We start from the raw sequence: 20,416 nt of genomic DNA on the forward strand, positions 1-20,416 counted from the left end.
TCTGGGAAGGCACAACCCATTTTAAGATCTTCCAAATCTTCAACTTTAAGATTATTCCTTCTAACGATTTCCTTAATGATATGCCCAGCTAAATCATCAGGCCTAACTTCCGCAAACTCACCCTTAGTAGCCCTTGTGAACGGGCTTCTTAAAAAATCAACGATAACAGCTTTTTTCATATGGCAAATATTTCATTCTAAAGCCGATTAGAGATTGATTTTTCGGGGTTTTCAAGTAAATTTATATAAAATTAAATAAGATTAATGTTTTTTTAACCTAATGCTGATAAAATTACAAAAAAAGTTAATTAGTTAATTTATGACAAATTTCAATGAAAGTATAGAATCAAACTTTCCAAAACTCCACTCAGCCTATACAAGAGCTGAAAATGAATTAAGAAACAACTTAGAAAGAAGCGTATTTAAGCCTGATGGTTGGGAATTTCCAAATATTAGGGTTGATGTAAAGAATGATTACCCCCCAATCTTCAGCTATTCAAAAAATGAAATAGTTTTTTCTGGCAAAGATGCAATCAGAATGAGTGAAGAAGATATATATATCTATCTATCAAACACCATTAAAAACTCACAAAGGTTTCCAAGTATTTATTTAGCTTATGAAGAAGCGATAGATTACACACTCAAAAACCTACATACAATTCCCGATAGAAGAAAAGATTGGCAACCACCTCAGTTAGTTATTGGAAGCAAATACCCAGCAAGTTACGACGTATATAACAACAGAATTTTGTATTCACTTGAAGCTGCAACAAAATATTCAAAAGATGCTATGCTTCACACTTTTAAGCATGAAATCCGACATAGTCTAAATAAACCCTCAATAATTGAAAAAATCTTAAGCCCAACCCTAGTTAATGCCGTTAGATATTCACCCCTTATTATTACTGCAGCTACCGCTATAGCATCAAAAATTTTTGGTGGAGAATACTTAAACCAAGCTGTTGCCTTTACCGCTCTTGCAACAACAGCACTTACGGCTAATTTCTTAGAATCTATTAAAATTATTCTACCCTATGATTATGTAACAAGCTCAAGAGGTAGAAAAACAGAGATAGAATGTGATAGATTCGCCACCTCATCCGTAAACGACATAATGGGAGCAATAACTCGTCACTATAAAGGAAGGTTAGGCGAAACAACTCCAAACATAACAAACCTCAGTGACGCAGAGAAAGCCTGTGCTGAATTTTATTTAATGCCCGAATTAAGAAAACCGAAGCCACCATCTTTTATTTCAGAACTAAAAGCAAAGCGACCATTAAATGCAATAGTAACTCTATTTTCAATATCAAAACCTCAAGTTCACCCAATTGCAGGCGAAAGAGTTCGTCGTATGATTGAAGAATTAAAAAATAATCCTGATAAAAAACTAGGGATAGAGAGATAATTTTCTACATTCAAAAAACTGATATTTTTTTATTTTGCCATATTTTCTAGAGATATTATATTAAAATATCTTCAAATATTAATCCAATGAAACTCCCTCAAAAAAGAAAACCACAAGAGCCTGAGGCGATAGAAGATAAACCTCAAGCTGTTACCCCAATGATGCAGCAATATCTTGAGGTTAAGAAGAATCACCCTGATATTTTGCTATTCTATAGAATGGGGGATTTTTATGAGCTGTTTTTTGAAGATGCAATCATCGCCGCTACTGAGCTTGAAATTGTTTTAACTAAAAGGGGTGAGCATCAAGGCAAGGAAATCCCAATGTGTGGCGTTCCGCATCATTCTTATGAAGGCTATTTGAGCAAGCTTATCAAAAAAGGCTATAAAGTTGGTATTTGTGAACAAGTTGAAACCCCTGAAGAAGCCAAAAAATTGCGTGGATATAAAGCCGTAGTAAAAAGGGAAATTGTTAGAATTGTAACGCCAGCAACCATCACAGAAGAAAACCTACTAGAAGGATTCTACGCAAATTATCTAATTTGCATCAATAAAAAAGAGACGAAATTTTCAATAGGTTATTGTGATATTTCCACTGGAGAATTTTATTTATCAAATTGCGAAAAAGAAAATTTATTCTCTGAGATTGAAAAATTAAACCCTAAAGAGATTTTAATTTCTGATGAATTATTTTCCGATAAGGATTTTTCTGAAATTTTTAATCACTATAAAAAAATAATTACTAATTTTGATAAATCTCAATTTTCCAAAAAAAGAGGGGAAGAAAAACTCAAAAACTTTTATAATATTAGCACTATTGAAGCCTTAAACTTGAATGACTCAGAACTTGGCTTAACAGGAGTTTTGCTGGATTATATCAGCTCGACGCAACCAAATTCCAAACCAAATATTTTATTTCCAAAGAAATCTGCAAAAGAAGACTTTATGGAAATTGATTCAGCCAGTTTTAATAATTTAGAAATTTTCAAATCGCAAAATGGCAATATTAAAAATTCTCTTTTTGGCGTGATGAATTTCACTAAAACCGCAAGCGGTGCAAGATTTTTACAAAAAGCCCTCGCCAAACCTTTAATTAACATCAACGAAATCCATACTAGACTTGATAATATTGAGTTTTTTATTCAAAATTCTTCTCTATCAGAAAATATAATATCTTGCTTAAAATCCACCCCAGATATTGAGAGAATAATCTCTCGCGTTCATCTAAACCGCTCAAGCCCTAGAGATTTGGAAGCTTTGAAATATGGTCTCAAAAGTTTTTTAGATATTTGCTATTTGGTAAAATCTTACCCGAATGAAGTTCCTTCAAAAATAAAATCCCTTTTTCAAAATGATGATAATCAAGAAATTTTATTTTTACTGGAAGAATCTATTAAAGAGCAAGCACCGCCAACAATTTCAGAGGGGAATTTTATCAAAGAAAATTATAATGCAAAACTTGATGATTACCGAAAAACCAAAGAAAATTCTGAAAATATTCTAAATAATTTAGTTGAAAAATATAGAAATGAAACCGGAATTACAACGCTAAAAATCAAGCATAACAACATTCTCGGCTTCTTTTTGGAAGTTACGCCATCGCAGATTGATAAAATCCCAAGCTATTTTTTGCATCGTCAAACTATGGCTGGGAACATAAGATATACAACACAAGAACTTAGAGAAATTGAGAATAAAATCGTCAATTCTCAATCTTACGCAATAGCGTTGGAAATTGAAATTTATCGTGAAATTTGCGAAAAAATTAAATCTAAAACCACAGAAATTCTTGCGAATGCAAATTCTATTGCAGAGCTTGATTTCTTTACCTCGCTTGCAAAATTTGCAGAAAATAAAAACCTTACTCGCCCAATAATTGATGAAACTGAAAATTTTATTTTGAAAGATGCAAAGCACCCAGTTGTTGAAAATAATCTTAAGGAATTTTCAAAAAATAATTATATCGCAAATGATATTTCACTTTCTGAGGAAGATAAAATCTGGCTAATAACAGGGCCAAATATGAGCGGCAAATCAACATTCCTGCGTCAAAATGCAATAATAGCAATTATGGCTCAAATTGGTAGTTTTGTTCCTGCATCTTTTGCAAATATCGGCGTGATTGATAAAATTTTTAGCAGGGTTGGGGCTTCGGATAATCTCGCAAAAGGTCATTCCACTTTTATGGTTGAGATGATTGAAACCGCTACAATTCTAAATAACGCAACCTCTAAATCCCTTGTTATCCTAGATGAAATAGGCAGAGGAACTTCCACTTATGATGGAATTTCAATCGCTTGGTCAGTGCTTGAGTTTATTCACAATAAACTAAATTGCCGAACACTTTTCGCAACGCATTACCACGAATTAACCGAGCTTAATAAAAAGCTAAATAAAATTTCTCTGCACACAACCCAAACGAAAGAATGGAATGGTGAGATTATATTTTCTCACAAAATTATTAATGGCATCGCTGGAAAATCTTATGGAATAAATGTTGCAAAACTTGCTGGCCTTCCTGAAAAAGTTATAAATCGCGCTTCACAAATTTTGAAAATTTTGGAAAAAAATAACCAAGATAATCCCGTTAAAATTTTCAGTGAGGATTTACCGCTTTTTGCGAATACAAATCCAAATAATTCCCCCAATGAAAAAGAGGCAAATTACATTTCTGAAAATTTTGAAAATCTAATAAACCACCTAAAAAATCTATCACCGGATAATTTAACACCCAAGCAAGCATTGGAAGAATTATATAAAATAAAATCAAAAATCAGTTGAGAGCCTTATTGCAACTCAACTTTAAGTTACAAAAGCCGTTGCAAAATTAATACAAATCTTGTATATCTTCAAAATTATCTAAAATTTTATCTAATTTTTATATTACTTAGAAACCCCTTATAATATCTTATTTTTATGAATATGAAGTTCAAATCTATATTAAAACTCAACACTGAGAATTTCTCTAACCCTACTATTTCGTCTGGAAAACTAACTAAAGAATCTGAAGATGTTGTTTATGAATGGTCAAGAGATCCTAATTTCTTAAGAGATTACACAAACCTAATTGATAAATATTACGAGAATGAACTCAACCTTCCAGATGCATATAAAAAAATTGACCCAAGAGATATGCATAGTAATTTTTTAATAGGCAGGGTTAATAATGAGATTATTTCTGGCGTTAGAATTACTACTAATAATAAAGATGCAAAATTCTCTTTGCCAAACGAGGCTCTAGGGTTTTCATATCAAAATCTATTTCCAGAGCTTGATTTACAAAATAATAGATATTGCGAAGTTTCAAGATACGCAATGCACACTGATTATAGAAAAAACCCTCTCCATTACATCACAGCCTTTCAAAAATTTTATGAAATTACTAAAGAATTAAAAGTAAAATATTTGTTTATTAGCTCAACTAAAGCTAGGGTTAGATTATTTAAGAGTTTTGCGACAAACAATTTCAAATTTATTGAAACTAAATATTTAGGTGCTGTAAATTATTACGCAAATGCTGGCATAGAGGTTTATGTTATCTGCTTTGAAAACCAAGAGGTTCAATATGAAACTTAAAATTAAATTACTATTTGTTTTTTTATTAATAATGTGTTTAAGTTTTAACTCTCACGCACAGATAGTTGAAGGGGTGGATTTATCTTCTATATCACAAGAAGAAATTGATAGATTAGTGAATATGTCAGCAGAGGAATATGATCAGCTAGATATATTTTCAAGTTCAAAAAGGCCAGAGAAAGTTAAAGAAGTTGCTGGTTCCGTATATGTATTAAAATCTAAGGATATTAAAAAAGCTGGAATTACTTCAATTCCAGAAGCCCTGAGAATGGTTCCAGGGGTTCAGGTTTCAAGAACCACTGCTAATAGCTGGGCAATTTCAATTAGAGGCTTCAACAGGCAATTTTCAAATAAACTTCTTGTTTTAATTGATGGTAGAACGGTTTACACTCCATTATTTTCTGGAATATTTTGGGATGTTCAAGATTACCCAATAGATGACATAGACAGAATTGAAGTGATTAGAGGCCCTGGTGGAACATTATGGGGGCCAAATGCTGTAAATGGCGTTATTAATATTATCTCAAAAGAAGCTAGAAAAACTCAAAGCTCATATGCAAAAACTACAATTGGTTCTCACGAAAATGCAGTTGAGGCTAGAACTGCTTTTAGAACTGATGATTTTGACTATTACAGAATTTACGCAAATCACAAAGAATTTTCTGATTTCAAGAGGGTTGGCGTTCAAAGAAGTAATGATGATAATTGGCATAAAGGCCAAGCTGGTTTTAGAATGGAATCAGTTTATAATAAATTTACTTTACAAGGAGATTTTTATTCTGGCAGAAGAAATTCAGATTTACAAATGCCAACTTCTTCATTCCCTTTCACAAGAAACGAAGATTTAGGAGAAGATTTCTCTGGCGGAAATTTAATGTTAAAATGGAATATACCAATCGGTGATGTTCAATCTACCCTGCAAACTTATGTTGATTACACTTACAGAGATACATTGCCAATTTTAGAGCAAGAAATTATAACTTATGATTTTGACTGGCAATTCGAATATAACACTGGTAGGCATAATTTAACCTCAGGTATTGGAAATAGAGTTATAAATGATAATTTAGGCAACACCGCTCACCTTGCATACAGGCCAGAAAGCACAAACTTCAATATTTTTAACACTTTTATTCAAGATAAAATTTCAGTTATTGAAGATAAATTATACCTTATCCTAGGCTCTAAATTTGATTATAATGATTTCACAAATTTTGAAATGCAACCTAACGCAAGGGTTTTATATCACATTAATGAAGATCACTCAATTTGGGGTGCAATCTCTAGAGCTATTAGATTGCCATCAAGGGGCGAAAATAGTTTTGAAAGATTTGCTCCTGCTGGTCTTCCTTATGGTTTAGCCTTAATAGAAGGTAACCCAGCTTACGAATCAGAAAACCTAAACGCATACGAATTAGGTTTTAGAAGCAATGTAAAATCCAATGTATATTTTGAAACAAGCTTTTATTACAATGATTATTCTGATTTAAGAACAATAGATTTTAATAGAATGTCAGGTGGCTCTCAAATTTTGAGAATTAACAATAATGGCTTTGGTGAAACTTATGGCTTTGATTCTTTTGCAATTTGGGGAATTAAAGAAAATTGGGATTTGAAACTCGGCTATTCATTCATTAAACAAAATATGCATACCCATATTGGTAGCACCGATACAGGCCTTGCTAGAGATGAAAATAGAAGCCCAAATTTTCAATATAATTTGATTTCAAATTATAGGTTTAGTAATCAAATATCTATGAATAATGCTCTTTATTTTTACGACGATATTATTTATTATACAGGTGCTGGTGCAAAAAGATATATTGAAAGCCATACAAGGTTTGATACAAGCCTTATGTATAACCCAACTGATAAAATAGAAGTTTCTTTAACAGGGCAAAATTTATTTGATGATAATCACCAAGAATTTGATGAAATCATCTATTCAACCGCTTCTGAAATTCCTAGAATGGCATTACTACAAGTTAAATACAAATTCTAAAATTTTTCTTAAATGAGTTTTTCTTCTAAATTAGATCTATCAATCGTTATTCCTATTTATAATGAGGAAGATAATATTTCCCCAATGGTTGAAGCGATAAAAAATGCTATCACTAACTTGAAATATGAGATTGTTTTCGTTGATGATGGCTCAAGCGATTCCTCAGTTGAAAAAATAAATTCATTAAAGGAAGGCAATATAAAATTAGTTAAATTCACCAGAAATTTTGGGCAGACATCAGCAATGGCAGCTGGCATTGAATATGCAGAAGGGGAGTATCTTGCTTTCCTAGACGGAGATTTGCAAAATGACCCAACAGATATTCCAATAATGCTTGAAAAGCTAAAATCTGAAGGCTTAGATATGGTTGCAGGCAGGCGTGCAAAAAGAAAAGATGGTTTATTACTCCGCAAAATTCCTAGTAAAATTGCGAATAAATTAATTTACGGCATGAGCAAACTTGAAATTTCTGACTATGGTTGCACGCTAAAAATTATGAAAACTGAGCTTGCAAAATCACTTGATTTATATGGTGAGCTTCACAGATTTATTCCAATCTTAGCCAGTCTAAAGGGGGCTAAAATTGCACAAATTGATGTTAAGCACCACCCTAGAAAATTCGGCGTTTCAAAATATGGTTTATCTCGCACGCTAAGGGTTGCAAGTGATTTACTCTTGATGGGGTTTTTTATAAAATATCGCCAAAAGCCGATGCATTTATTTGGCTCACTTGGTTTAATCTCTCTAGGTGGTGGCTCTTTGATTGAGTTTTACTTGCTTATCTTAAAAATTCTTGGCGAAGATATAGGTGGCAGGCCTCTATTTTTCATAGGTATTTTACTTCTTATTGCAGGCGTGCAATTAATTACAACTGGGTTTATTGCTGAACTTCTAATGCGAACTTACTATAAAAGTGCTGATACCACGCCTTATAGAGTTCTTTCAGTTAAAAAAATTTCTGGTTACGAATAAAGCTATTTATCGCAACTTCATCAAGCTCTAATTGGTTTTTTTTGTTAGATAATTCTTCAATTTCTTGAATTTTATTATCTCGATAAATTTCTATTTTTTTCATTTCGGTAAATAAAACAAAAATTTCCTCATTTAATTTATTAATTTCTGGATTTAATTTCTCAGCCTCCCTCATTAAATCTGATTGCTTAGAAAGAACTCCATTTGCGTAAGCCAAAAACTGGCTTTTAATTTCAGGCGGAATATTATTATTCGCAGAAATTAGCTTGAATTCTGATCTTAATTCTTCTTCAAGAAATTTTACTTTATTCAAAAAACTCTCTTTTTTATCTAAAATTTCGGTTAACTCTCTTCGCTTTGCATCTAATTGCTGCTTAGATAATTTTATTAATGTATTATAACTTTTCATTAACTAATACTAAAGATAAATTTCTTTTTCAGTAACTATAGCGTCTAATCTAAAATCTTTTATTTCTGCGGTAATAAAGGGGGCTTTTTGGCATTCATAAGCAACGCCAACTGATAAAAACTCTGCGTAATCTTGAAGCATTTCAAATGTTCTATCATAAAAACCGCCACCCTGCCCTATTCTATTTTTGGCAGTATCAAAAGCAACCAATGGGGTAATTATTAAATAAGGCTGTATTTCTGGCAGATTTTCAGGTAATTCAAGAAAATTATATTTTTTATTCTTTATAAGATTTACGCCTTTTTTATATTCTCTAAAAACCATAGGTTTGTTTTCTGCCACCACGCAAGGCAAGCAGATTTTATGATTTTGCTCAGAAAATAAATCTAACAAAATAGAAATATCAACCTCATTTTCTGAAGCTAAATAACCAGCAATTACAGAGTTTTTTGGAATTTTAATATTGGCGAAAAAATTTCTACAGATTTCTCTGCTTAAGAGTTTTCTTTTTTTCTCTGACAATAAATTTCTAGCCTCACGATATTTCTTTCGGAGTTGAGATTTATTGTTTTCCAGCATTTAACCTACAATATCAATATCAGCAAAGAAGAAACGGATTTCCCTTTCCGCTGATTCCGCACTATCAGAACCATGCACTGAATTTTCACCGATGCTAAGAGCAAAATCTTTTCTAATCGTTCCTGCAGCAGCTTTGCTTGGGTCAGTTGCACCCATAATCTCACGATTTTTAAGCACTGCATTTTCACCTTCTAAAACCTGAATAACAACTGGCTCAGAAACCATAAATTCAACTAACTCATCATAGAAAGGTCTATCTTTATGCATTATGTAAAAATTTCTAGCTTGCAGACGGCTAAGCCTAACCCTTCTTTGTGAAACGATTCTAAGGCCGTTTTCCTCAAAGCGAGCGTTGATTCTTCCAGTTAAATTTCTTCTAGTTGCATCTGGTTTTAGAATTGATAATGTTCTTTCAATAGCCATAATAATTTATTAAATTTAGTTTAGTTTTGGCTTATACAGAAAAGATTTTTTGCTTCAAGTGATTTTAATTTTTCCTAGTTGGTATTGTTAGGTAAAGGTAGATTTTAATTAACTTCTGCTGTTTTTTCTCTTTAGTGTCACCCCGCATTTATTGCGGGGTTAACCAAAAAACAAGCTCATAACATAAGGTTTATAAGTAATTTCAACAATTAACCCCGCAATAAATGCGGGGTGACAATTCGTGGTTAAGGAACTTATATATATCTATACCTAACAAGGTCTCCTCGTCTTAATCAGAGAATAAACAACCCCAGCACTAATAATACCAGTTGTTATTAATATTGAGATATTAATTGGGAATTTTTCACCGCCCAAAATAAAATCACTAATAAATATTTTAGAGCCAATAAAAATTAGAACAATCGCGAGTGCTGGCTTTAGGTAAATAAATCTATGCACCATTTCAGCCAAAAAGAAATATAAAGCACGCAACCCTAAAACTGCAAAAATGTTACTAGTGTAGACTATATATGGATCAGTAGTAATTGCAAAAATCGCAGGAATGCTATCAAGTGCGAATACTAAATCGACAAATTCAATCACTAAAAGTGCTACAAAAAGTGGCGTAATATAAAGAGTTTTTTTGTTATTTTCAGTATAGGAAACAAAAAATTTATTACCTTGAATTTCTTTTGTAATTTTGAAATTTTTTCGTAAGAATTTTAAGAGTTTATTTTGCTCAATGTCAATTTCTTCATCACCGCCAAAGAACATTTTGAAACCTGTAAAAATCAGGAAAACCGCAAAAATATATAAAACCCAGTGGAAATTTTCAATCAAACTTGCACCTATGCCAATTAAAATTGCACGAAGAATTAAAACTCCGACAATCCCCCAAAATAGAACTCTGTGTTGATAAATTCTAGGAATTGCAAAATAAGTAAATATAATTGAAATTACAAAAACATTATCCAACGAAAGAGTTTTTTCAATAATATATCCAGTGAAATAAAGTGCTGAGCTCTCAGCCCCTAAATTTAGATAAATATATAAGCCAAACAAGCAAGCAATTGCCACATAAAACGCACTCATCAAAGCACTTTGCTTGAAAGACATTTCCCTATCTTTTTTATTAAAAACGCCGAGATCTAAAATCAGCAAAGTTACAACAACCACGCCAAAAACTATCCATTGCCAAAGGGGCTTTTCCATTTTGATTAATTTATTATGTTATTATAAACCACCCTAATTTTGCTTTAAGGGGGCATAGAAAAAATTTCTCCCCCTGTTTACGGGGGGAGATTAAGAGGTGGGGCCAATCAATTAGTAAGCCCCCTCCCTAACCCTCCCCCGTAAACAGGGGAGGGGATTTTTAATTTAAACCGCACTTCAAAACAAGCCCTAACACCAATTACAAATTTTATCTATTATTTTCTATAGCCGAGGTGGCAAGTTTATCAGCAAGGTTATTCATTATGTTGTTAGAATGCCCCTTCACCCAATGCCAAGAGGTTTGATGTTTTTGCGATTGAGTAAGTAATTCTTGCCACAAATCAGCGTTTTTTATTTCCTCTTTACTAGAATTACGCCAACCATTTTTTTGCCAATTTAATATCCATTTTGTAATACCTTCTTGTACATATCGGCTATCGGTGTAAATATTAACTTCACATTTTTCTTTGAGAATTTTTAGTGCTTCAATAGGTGCTTTAAGCTCCATTCTATTATTAGTGGTTTGAGGCTCAAACCCTGAGATTTCCTTCTGCACGCCATTATAGATAAGCACTGCACCCCAACCGCCTCTGCCGGGATTTCCAGAACACGCACCATCTGTGTAAATTTCAACTTTTTTCATAAAAATAAAAAAAGCCAGCGATTGCTGGCTTTGTAAAATAGAACTCTAAAAAATATTATTTCTTTTTCTTCTTAGCTGCATCTTTTGCAGGGTCAACTTTCTTAGGCTTATCTGCAAGCGTTGAAGCATCAACTTTACCAGCAGATGCAGAGAAATTAACACCACCAAATCTTTGGTTGAATTTCGCAACATTTCCTGCTTTTTCATTAACTTTAGTTTTACCACCAACCCACGCATTGTGGTTTAGAGTATCAACATCAAGCTGAAGAATATCACCTTCTTTGCCGTAAGTTGAGAAAGTTACAAATTCAGAACCATCAGTTCTTCTAACTGTGATTTGGTGATAATCTGGGTGAATATTTGCTTTCATAAATTTAAGCCTTTAATTTTTAAGAATTTGGCTTATACAAAATATATTTTATAAATCAACCAATATTTCCATTCTTTTTATGTCTGCCGTAATTGCGATACCTTCAAGGCTTGGCTCAACTAGGCTTCCTAATAAACCTCTAGCGGATATTGAAGGAAAACCTATGATTCTAAGGGTTTTTGAACAAGGTCTTAAAACTGGAATTAAAGATATTTTTGTTGCTGCGGCAGAAAATGAAATAATTGAAGTTATCAATAAAAACAATGGCTTAGCCGTTTTAACTGATGCGAGTTTAGTTTCTGGCACTGATAGAATTTATCAAGGATTGGAAAAGTTAAACCTGCTAGATAAATTTGAATATGTTATTAATTTACAAGGGGATTTACCAGCAATTTCACCAAAAGTTATAAATCTCTGCTTAGAGGCAATTTCAAATAAGAATTACAATTTTGATATTGTTACACCAGTTGCAAAAATTACAAAAGAAGATGAAAAAACCAATCCAAATGTAGTAAAAGCTGTTGTTAGTTGGGATAGCAAAGATGCAAATACTGGCAAGGCCTTATATTTCACTCGTGCGACTGCACCTTATGGCGATGGTGATTTATGGCATCATATCGGCATTTATGCTTATAAAATTTCAGCCTTGAAAAAATTTGTTAGCCTTCCAGCAAGCCCTCTTGAAAAAAGGGAAAAGCTGGAGCAATTAAGAGCTTTAGAGAATAATCTTACAATAGGTGTTGTGCAAAGTGATGAAATTCCACTTGGCGTTGATACACAAGAAGATTTAGAAAAAGCTAGAGAGTTTTATAGAAAAAAATGAAAAACCAATTTTACATAGAGGCAATTTATAAAAGCCTATTTTCAAGGGGATTTTACAAATCTTTGTTTTTTTCTAGAAAAATTTCATACGCTAAATATATTTTTATTCTAGCAATTTTTCTTGCGATTCCCTGTAGTTTGCAGGTTAAAAATTCTCTTAACAAAATTATTTCTACTGATGCAAATTTTTTAACAAATTTATCTGAAGAAGATATTCTTAATAAAATTGATTTTATCGTCAGCCAAACCCCTGAAATTACTTACAAAAAAAATGAGTTTCATTCTGAAGGCTCTGAGCCTTATTTTATCAAAAACTCAAATGATGAGTTACTAGCTGTTATTGATACAAACCGCCAGATTAGTGAAAAGCTAGAAAGCCCAATCATATTAAAAGATAATGAGCTTATAATTATTGATAATATTAACAAAACTAAAACTTCACTGGTTGCTTCAGATGTTTTTAATTCATTCCAAAATTACTTTGAAAAAAGTGAGGAAAACGAAAGTAAATTCAAAACAAAAAATTTTCTTTATGATTTAATCTCTATTCTAAACATAAATATTTTTGCAATTTTTTTTATGTGCTTAATTTGGTTTTTTGTTAAATACCTAATAAGTGCAATTTTATATAGTTTTTTAGTTGGAATATTAATTAGTTTTTTAATAAAAAATGTTGTATTTGAGTATAGGCTTTGCTTAATAATTTCAGCCTTTACATTAACGCCGATTGTTTTATTAGAATTTTTATCATATAGTTTGGGTGTAAAATTATTTAATTTTTCAAATTTAGTATATTTTGTAACCCATATATTTTATATATATTTTGCAATAGATTCCTTTAGAAAAAATTAGTGCCTATGAGAAAAATTTTTTACTTAATTATATTACTACTCGTTTTAGTGATCGGTATTGAATTACTCAGAAAATTTAATGTTGCGAATATTGTTGTATCTAAAGATTCCATAGAAATTGACGATAAAAAAAGCCTTATAAAATCCTCCTCTTACGGAGATTTTTTGACAGCATCAGTTGCACAAAAAACTGGTGATTTTGATAATGCTGTTAAATTTTTTGAAAAAGCTCTTGAGCAAGATCCTGACAACACCGATATTCTGAATAAATTATATGGCATTTACCTTTTCAAGGGAGATTATGAAAAAGCAATTTTACAGGCAAAAAGAAATATTGAGCTTGATAAAGAAAATAATGTAAAACCTGATAATTTATCGCCAATACCTTATCTTTTAGTTTCTCTTAAAAATTTTAAGGAAGGCAATTCTAAAGATAATTTTAAGGTTCTTAAAGAAATTACTGATCCAAAAGTTGAAGATAAATCTCACTTAGATGCCGTTGTGTTGCCACTTATTTTGGCTTGGTCTTATGCGATAAATCAAGATTTCAAAAATGCTTTTAAGGTAATTGATAACATCACTGTTACTTACATGCTTTCTGTTTTTTCATTCAACAGAGCGATGATTAATGATTTAGCAAATAATAAACCAATTTTAATTGAGGGAAAAGATTTTCCAATAGAAGTAAAATCCAAAAAATTTATTGCGGAAACTTTTTTTGAGCTTGCCCAATATTCTCTACAAAGCAAAAATTTGGAAGAAGCTGTTATTTATGTTCGTTTGGCTAGATATTTAGACCCTGAGCTTTATAAACTTAAAAAACTTCTTGCCCTAATTTTTGAATCTATGAACCGCTTGGAAGAAGCAAATGCGGTTTATGATGAGGTTGAAAAATCTGATCCAAATTACCAAGAATCCTTGTTTTCAAAAGCAATCAATTTGCATAATCTGAAAAAAGATGATGAGGCTTTAGCGATATTAAAAAATCTAAATCAAGATCCTAAACTAACCTTTCAAGTTGCCTTTGCTAAAGGTGGAATCTACTTAAATAGCAAAGATTATAAAAATGCTATAAAAGAATATAAAATCGCAGAGCAGGAAATTACTAAAATCGTTCCAGAGCATTGGAATTTATTTTTTAATATAGGTATCGCATATGATAAGCTAGGTAATTGGGCAGATGCTGAAGCCTATCTAAAAAAATCTGTGCAGTTATATCCTGAAAACCCAGAATCTCTAAATTATCTTGCTTATAGTTGGCTTGTAAAAAATAAAAACATCAAGCAAGCAAGGGCTATGCTTGAAGCAGCCGTGATAAAAAGTGGCGGTGCACCTCATATTCTTGATAGTTATGGCTGGGCTTTATATAAGCTTGGTTTTTATGTTGAAGCCTTGCCTTTCTTAGAGCAAGCCTCACTCGCATTGCCTTATAATTCAGTTATAAATTCCCATCTTGGTGATTTATATTGGAAGTTAGGGCGTAGAAAAGAAGCACTATATCAGTGGAAAAAAGCAAAAGATTTCTATGATAAAGAAAATTCTGATGAAATAGTTTTAGAAGATATTAATAGTAAAATTTCTTCAGCTACTGAAAAAAATTAAACAATATGTTAAAAAATTTTGCTACCATTACTTTTCTTATATTACTTAGCTTTGCAAGTAATGCAGAAGATATAAAACCAACAGGGTTACCACTTCCAAGGTTTGCATCTCTTGCTTCTAAAGAGGCTAATGTTAGAACAGGCCCCGGCAAAAGATATCCAATCAAATGGGTTTTAGTTAGAAAAAATATCCCTTTAGAAATCACTGAAGAATATGAGCATTGGCGTAAAGTTAGAGATATTCAAGGCGATGAAGGCTGGATTCACAAATCTCAGCTTTCAGGCAAAAGAACAGCTATTATAAAAAATAATAACTCTAAATTATATTCTTCTGAATCAGCAGAATCATCAGTTAAAGCGGTTCTTCAAAATGGTGTAGTGGTAGAAATTGATACTTGCAAACAAGGTTTTTGCAATGTCGAAGCCTCTGATGTTAGTGGCTATATTGAAACCCCAAATATCTGGGGCGTCTATTTCGGTGAAGATGTGAAGTAAGAGAATTTTGGAAAACCTGAGCTTTTAGAAACTTTTGTCATCTTGAGCAAAGCGAAAGATCTAAAAGTTTATTAATTAGATTCTTCGCTTCACTCAGAATGACACTTAGACTTCACTTCAAAATAAGTTGATGCTACTCCCTACTCCCTCCTTTCTCCTGAAAGCCAAGAATTCATAAAACCTTGTAAATTTCCATCTAACACACCACTTGTATCTGAAGTTTCAAAACCAGTTCGCAAATCCTTTACCATTTGATATGGGTGAAGAACATAAGATCTAATTTGGTTTCCCCAACTATTATCTGATTTATTTTCTTCCGCTAATTGTTTTTCGGCTTCTCTTTTTTTAATTTCTTGCTCATATAATTTTGCTCGCAAAACCCTAAAAGCCTCTGCCTTATTGCTATGTTGTGATCTTGAATTTTGGCAAGAAACCACAATATTTGTTGGAATATGTGTAATTCTAATTGCGGATTCCGTTTTATTAACATGCTGGCCACCCGCCCCTGAAGCCCTTAAGGTATCAATTCTTATATCCTTATCTTCAATTTTTATTTCAATATTATCATCAACTTCAGGATAAATTGTAATTGATGCAAATGAAGTATGACGCTTCGCATTCGCGTCAAACGGGGAGATTCTAACCAAGCGATGAACACCATTTTCGCCCTTTAACCAACCATAAGCGTTTTCACCAATTATGCGGATTGTTGCTGATTTTATGCCGGCTTCTTCGCCTTGTAATTCGTCTAAAATTTCTGTTTTGAAATTATTGGCCTCCGCCCATCTCAGATACATTCTCATAAGCATCATCGCCCAATCGCAACTTTCAGTGCCACCTGCACCGCTGTGAACCTCAAGAAACGCATTATTCGCATCTGCTTCGCCAGTAAATAGAGCCTCAAGCTCAAATTTTTTCACTTGCTTTTCAAGGGTGATAAAAGAATTTTCTGCTTCTTCTATTGCGGAATTATCATTCGCCTCAACGCCAAGCTGGTTAAGCGTTTCAGCATCTTCATAAGCAGAAAGTATTTTATTGTAGGCATTCAGCTTATTTTCTATCGCTGATTTTTCCTTTAATATTGTTTGGGCTTCCTTCTGATTATTCCAGAAATCCTCTTTAGAAGATTTTTCAGTCAGCTCGCTTAGCTTTTTTTCAAGAGCTGGCTTGTCAAAGACACCTCGCAATTACAGCAAAGGATTTTTTTATATTTTTAATTGCATCTAGGGCTTCAATTTTCATGAAAATACGTATTTAGATAATTTTTCTTGGATTAATAATTTTAAGATTTTTTACAATAGAAAAATCTTTCTCGTTATTTGTTAGAATTGTGGGAGTGTTCAAAAAGCATAGATTTTTACCTCTTAAACTCAAATTGTCACCCCGCATTTATTGCGGGGTTAACAATAAAACACGCTCTAAACTTTGGTTTGGCAATATTTTCAACAATTAACCCCGCAATAAATGCAGGGTGACATTACAGAAGAAAAATAGCAAAAATTTAATTATATCTATGCTAGCTAAACACTACCTATCAATTAGATATTTTTCCATTCGCTGCGAATTTCATTTATATGGTTATTAAGCATGCTAGCTTGCTCAGGCGATATTATACCTTTATATTTATTGGATAGATTTCTTTTGCCAGCTGATACCTCTTCCCTCATACGAATTAAATCAAGTTGCTCCAATTCTTTGAGAAGGTTAATGGCGTTGTTATTTAATATATCAATGGTAACTCTTTGCATATAGTAAAAGGATTTTATTCATTTTATAATAAATTAGAAATTACATCAATATAAATTATTGAATTTATTGAAATATTTGATTATTAATAATAAAATTTTTAAGTAGTAATATGTTCAAAATAGCAATCATTGGTCGGCCTAATGTTGGGAAATCAACATTATTTAATCGTCTAGCTGGCAAACGGCTTGCTTTAACCCATGACAAACCAGGTTTAACTAGGGATAGAAAGAGTTTTAAGGTTAATTATAATGATATAAATTTTGAAATTATTGATACTGCTGGCCTAGAAATTCCTAAAAAAGATAGTATTGAAGAATTAATGATGGCACAAACCGATAAAGCCATAGAAATGGCGGATTTAGTGCTTTTTTTGATAGATGGCAGAGCTGGCGTATTAGATAAAGATAAATTCTTTGCCCAAAAACTTAGAAAATCTAAGAAAAAAATTCTTCTTGTTGTTAATAAATGTGAAAATGAAAAACGTGCCCCTGGCATATATGAAGGGCATTCCCTGGGCTTTGGAGAGCCTGCGGTAATTTCAGCAGAACACGCTATTGTTGGTGATTTATATGATAGAATTGAGGAAATCGCCAAGCAGGAAAATTTTGATATTTCTGAGGAAAAAGAAGATGAAATGCCACTTCTGAAACTTGCTATTCTGGGCAGGCCTAATGTTGGTAAATCAACGCTTTTCAACGCGATTCTAGGTGAAAATCGTGCTATTATTTCAAATTTAGCTGGCACAACACGCGATACAATTTTTGTAGAGACAGAATTTGAAGGTGAAAAAATTTATCTTTATGATACCGCTGGAATTCGCAGAAAGCACAAAAATGGTGAGATTGAAGAGGAGCTTTCAGTTGATGATACAATCAAAACTCTGAATAATTGTAATATAGCAATTTTGGTAGTTGATGCAGAGGCCGGAATTGACAAACAGGAATTACATCTAGCTGATCAAATTTTTCAGGAAGGCAAAGGCATGATAATTGCTATGAATAAATGGGATAAGTTAGATAAAGATCAGCAAAAAGAGATGAAAGAAAAAATTGAATCTCTGCTAGATTTTTCATTCCATCAGGGAAAAAATGTTCCTTATTATTTTATCTCCGCACTTGAAAATAAAGGCATTAACAAATTACTAAAAGAGGTGCTAAAAGTTTTTGGAGATTGGAATATTAAAATTTCCACCTCAAAAATAAATCAATGGCTAGAAGCAGCTTTGGAAGCTAATATGCCCCCAATGTGTGCAGGGCGAAGGGTAAAACTTAAATATGCAACACAAGTAGCTTCAAGGCCACCTAAAATAGTTATTTTTAGTAGCACTAACTTAAAAGGTTTTCCAGAAAGTTATATTAGATATTTAACTAATAGCTTCAAAAGAGAATTTGGTTTGATTGGAACACCAGTGAGGATTTCTCTAAAAAGGAGCAAAAACCCATTTGATGATGAGGGAAAATAAAGGATATTTAACCAGAAGCTCTAACCCTTATAGTACATCTTTTAGCCTCAGTTGCTAAAGCATAAGTTCCAGCAGCTGTAAAGCAACCATTACCACCTGTTGTATCATCAGCAAAAAAGCCATCTGCAGCAACATTGTAAGATGCTGTTGCTCTAACTATACCACTATCTGGAGCACCATCATCAAGTTTAGAATCTAAACCATAAGCTTCTTCTGGCGTCAATTGTTGAGCAGTTGGTGAGTCAGCATCAGCAGCTCCACCATCTAAATCTGCAACACTTGTTCCAGTTCCTATAACCCAAAAAACTCTTCCAGCTTCTGAAAGTGCAATCATACCATTACCAATTGGCGATGAAGGGAAGTTTGTTCCAACAACTGCACCACAAGCTGTGGAGCAATCATCCGTTTGAATGTAATTACCTCTAACTAGGAGTGTGTTAGATAGATGAACCCAAAAATTTGCTATTTCACCACCATAAGTATCATATGCAGTTTCATCAGTTGCATCAGCATGGTAATCTTCTAAATTAAAATCACCATCACCATCTCCATCTGAACCATCTGTTCCAGCAGCAACTACATCAGATACATTATCATTCGTTCCGTTACAAACTACACCTCTAGGGCAGTTAATTCCAAATGCTGATGCATTACTTATATCACCAGGATATTGAGAATATTTTGCTCTAAATGTATTAATTGCCGTATCCATTTCCTGCACTTGAGAAACCACTGACCTAATTTGGGACTGCTTTATAAGCTCTTGCCCCTGCAAAACGCCGCCTACTAAAAGGCCTACTATAACCAATACGATCGCAAGTTCAATTAGAGTAAAACCTTTCATTTTATTTCTTTTTATCATTAAAACTCCTATATCTAAATGAGTGTATTACCTTTGTTATTATTTTAATTAACCTGACGCCCTAACTCTTATCGTGCATCTTTTTGCATTTGTAGCTAATGCGTATGCACCTGCAACCGTAAAGCAACCATTTCCAGAAGTTGTATCTAATGTAAACACACCCGCTGTAGCGTTAAAGGCAGAAATTGCTTGTGAAATACCTGTTTCTGGCCTACCGTCATCTATTTTTGAATCTATTCCATAAGCTTCTTCCGGTGTTAGCTGTTGTGCCGTAGGTGAATCAGCATCAGCAGCACCACCATCTAAATCTACTGAACTAGCTCCCACCCCTAAAATCCAATATAATCGACCAAACTCTGTTAATGCTATTATTCCGTTTCCTATTGGAGTATCAGGAAAATTTGTTCCTGCTGCCCCCACGCATGCACTTGTTCCACAATCATCTACTTGCGTAAAATTGCCCTTAACAAGGAGTGTATTGGAGAGGTGAACCCAAAAATTTGCTATTTCTCCTTCATAAGTGTCATAAGCAGCAGTTGTTGCAACAGTATTATCAGAATCTTCTAGATTATAATCACCATCGCCATCACCATCCGCACCATCAGCACCTGCGTCTGAATCAGTATCTGCCACATTATCCGTTGATCCAGAACAAGCCGTTCCAGTTCTAGGGCAGTTTATACCGAATGCCGAAGCCCTTGTTATATCACCAGGATATTCCCTATACTTAGCTCTAAATGTGTTAAGTGATGTATCCAAACTTTGAATTTGAGAAACTACAGATCTAATTTGTGCCTGAGCAATAAGCTCCTGCCCTTGCAAAACACCTCCAACTAGCAAGCCAACTATTACTAATACTATTGCAAGCTCGACTAGTGTAAAACCTTTATTTCTTTTTTGTGTTTTCATCTACCTATTTAATAAATTTCTTAAACCCTTAACCAGAAGCTCTTATTCTTAAAGTGCAGTTCTTTAAGTCTAA

At 33.0% G+C, this 20,416-nt stretch carries 20 protein-coding genes; 10 read left to right on the forward strand and 10 right to left on the reverse strand.

Going from position 1 to position 20,416, the window contains the following annotated elements; all coding sequences use genetic code 11:
* The first annotated feature begins 318 nt into the window (after positions 1-318).
* The 5 genes from SFT90_01310 to SFT90_01330 all read left to right on the forward strand — a co-directional run bounded on the left by SFT90_01310 (position 319) and on the right by SFT90_01330 (position 7,956).
* On the forward strand, positions 319-1,407 hold the full coding sequence (locus tag SFT90_01310) for a hypothetical protein (protein ID MDX1949120.1): 1,089 nt from the start codon (positions 319-321) through the stop codon (positions 1,405-1,407).
* 86 nt (positions 1,408-1,493) lie between these two features.
* Positions 1,494-4,187, forward strand: coding sequence for a DNA mismatch repair protein MutS (mutS, locus tag SFT90_01315; protein MDX1949121.1), 2,694 nt, complete (start codon positions 1,494-1,496; stop codon positions 4,185-4,187).
* Positions 4,188-4,322: 135 nt separating this feature from the next.
* Positions 4,323-4,982, forward strand: a complete 660-nt coding sequence (locus SFT90_01320; protein ID MDX1949122.1) for a GNAT family N-acyltransferase — start codon at positions 4,323-4,325, stop codon at positions 4,980-4,982.
* Positions 4,972-6,984, forward strand: coding sequence for a TonB-dependent receptor (locus SFT90_01325; GenBank protein ID MDX1949123.1), 2,013 nt, complete (start codon positions 4,972-4,974; stop codon positions 6,982-6,984). The genes SFT90_01320 and SFT90_01325 overlap by 11 nt, the downstream gene beginning before the upstream one ends.
* Positions 6,985-6,996: 12 nt before the next feature.
* Positions 6,997-7,956 carry a glycosyltransferase family 2 protein gene (locus tag SFT90_01330; GenBank protein MDX1949124.1) on the forward strand — a complete coding sequence of 320 codons (960 nt, stop codon included), beginning with the start codon at positions 6,997-6,999 and terminating at the stop codon, positions 7,954-7,956.
* Here the strand turns inward: SFT90_01330 and SFT90_01335 are convergent.
* From SFT90_01335 to rpmE, 6 genes are all read right to left on the reverse strand, one after another.
* Positions 7,931-8,365 (reverse strand): hypothetical protein, encoded by a 435-nt coding sequence (locus SFT90_01335; protein MDX1949125.1) that lies wholly within the window; start codon positions 8,363-8,365, stop codon positions 7,931-7,933. The two genes, SFT90_01330 and SFT90_01335, sit on opposite strands and share 26 nt — an antisense overlap.
* A gap of 9 nt (positions 8,366-8,374) precedes the next feature.
* Positions 8,375-8,944: a 5-formyltetrahydrofolate cyclo-ligase gene (locus SFT90_01340; GenBank protein ID MDX1949126.1), complete on the reverse strand. Its 570-nt coding sequence runs from the start codon at positions 8,942-8,944 to the stop codon at positions 8,375-8,377.
* Entirely contained in the window at positions 8,945-9,367 is a 423-nt protein-coding gene (ndk, locus tag SFT90_01345) for a nucleoside-diphosphate kinase (protein ID MDX1949127.1), read from the reverse strand.
* 270 nt (positions 9,368-9,637) lie between these two features.
* On the reverse strand, positions 9,638-10,579 hold the full coding sequence (locus SFT90_01350; protein ID MDX1949128.1) for a TerC family protein: 942 nt from the start codon (positions 10,577-10,579) through the stop codon (positions 9,638-9,640).
* 208 nt (positions 10,580-10,787) lie between these two features.
* On the reverse strand, positions 10,788-11,222 hold the full coding sequence (rnhA, locus tag SFT90_01355; protein ID MDX1949129.1) for a ribonuclease HI: 435 nt from the start codon (positions 11,220-11,222) through the stop codon (positions 10,788-10,790).
* A gap of 55 nt (positions 11,223-11,277) precedes the next feature.
* The gene (rpmE, locus tag SFT90_01360; GenBank protein ID MDX1949130.1) at positions 11,278-11,592 is read right to left on the reverse strand and encodes a 50S ribosomal protein L31; all 315 of its coding nucleotides are present in this window, start codon (positions 11,590-11,592) and stop codon (positions 11,278-11,280) included.
* A 79-nt stretch (positions 11,593-11,671) separates the two neighbouring features.
* On the opposite strand from rpmE, the gene SFT90_01365 reads away from it, so the two are divergent.
* The 4 genes from SFT90_01365 to SFT90_01380 are packed head-to-tail and all read left to right on the forward strand — an operon-like array spanning position 11,672 to position 15,361.
* Positions 11,672-12,415 carry a 3-deoxy-manno-octulosonate cytidylyltransferase gene (locus tag SFT90_01365; protein MDX1949131.1) on the forward strand — a complete coding sequence of 248 codons (744 nt, stop codon included), beginning with the start codon at positions 11,672-11,674 and terminating at the stop codon, positions 12,413-12,415.
* The gene (locus tag SFT90_01370; GenBank protein ID MDX1949132.1) at positions 12,412-13,266 is read left to right on the forward strand and encodes a DUF1189 family protein; all 855 of its coding nucleotides are present in this window, start codon (positions 12,412-12,414) and stop codon (positions 13,264-13,266) included. The genes SFT90_01365 and SFT90_01370 overlap by 4 nt, the downstream gene beginning before the upstream one ends.
* Positions 13,267-13,271: 5 nt before the next feature.
* Positions 13,272-14,867, forward strand: coding sequence for a tetratricopeptide repeat protein (locus SFT90_01375; protein MDX1949133.1), 1,596 nt, complete (start codon positions 13,272-13,274; stop codon positions 14,865-14,867).
* A 5-nt stretch (positions 14,868-14,872) separates the two neighbouring features.
* Entirely contained in the window at positions 14,873-15,361 is a 489-nt protein-coding gene (locus SFT90_01380; GenBank protein MDX1949134.1) for an SH3 domain-containing protein, read from the forward strand.
* Positions 15,362-15,501: 140 nt separating this feature from the next.
* Here the strand turns inward: SFT90_01380 and prfB are convergent.
* Both prfB and SFT90_01390 read right to left on the reverse strand, forming a co-directional pair.
* A protein-coding gene (prfB, locus tag SFT90_01385; protein ID MDX1949135.1) for a peptide chain release factor 2 occupies positions 15,502-16,603 on the reverse strand; the annotation gives its coding sequence in 2 pieces (ribosomal slippage) (positions 15,502-16,533 and positions 16,535-16,603; 1,101 coding nt in all).
* Positions 16,604-16,899: 296 nt separating this feature from the next.
* Positions 16,900-17,109 (reverse strand): hypothetical protein, encoded by a 210-nt coding sequence (locus SFT90_01390; GenBank protein ID MDX1949136.1) that lies wholly within the window; start codon positions 17,107-17,109, stop codon positions 16,900-16,902.
* Positions 17,110-17,219: 110 nt separating this feature from the next.
* Here SFT90_01390 and der point away from each other — a divergent pair, with 110 nt between their 5' ends.
* Positions 17,220-18,572 (forward strand): ribosome biogenesis GTPase Der, encoded by a 1,353-nt coding sequence (gene der / locus SFT90_01395; GenBank protein ID MDX1949137.1) that lies wholly within the window; start codon positions 17,220-17,222, stop codon positions 18,570-18,572.
* A 7-nt stretch (positions 18,573-18,579) separates the two neighbouring features.
* Here the strand turns inward: der and SFT90_01400 are convergent, their stop codons facing one another.
* The gene (locus SFT90_01400; GenBank protein MDX1949138.1) at positions 18,580-19,434 is read right to left on the reverse strand and encodes a prepilin-type N-terminal cleavage/methylation domain-containing protein; all 855 of its coding nucleotides are present in this window, start codon (positions 19,432-19,434) and stop codon (positions 18,580-18,582) included.
* Positions 19,435-19,482: 48 nt separating this feature from the next.
* Complete coding sequence (locus SFT90_01405) at positions 19,483-20,343, reverse strand: prepilin-type N-terminal cleavage/methylation domain-containing protein (GenBank protein MDX1949139.1); 861 nt, start codon at positions 20,341-20,343, stop codon at positions 19,483-19,485.
* Between the last annotated feature and the right edge of the window lie 73 nt (positions 20,344-20,416).

The organism is Rickettsiales bacterium, assembly GCA_033762595.1.
Classification (GTDB): Bacteria; Pseudomonadota; Alphaproteobacteria; order Rickettsiales; family UBA8987; genus JANPLD01.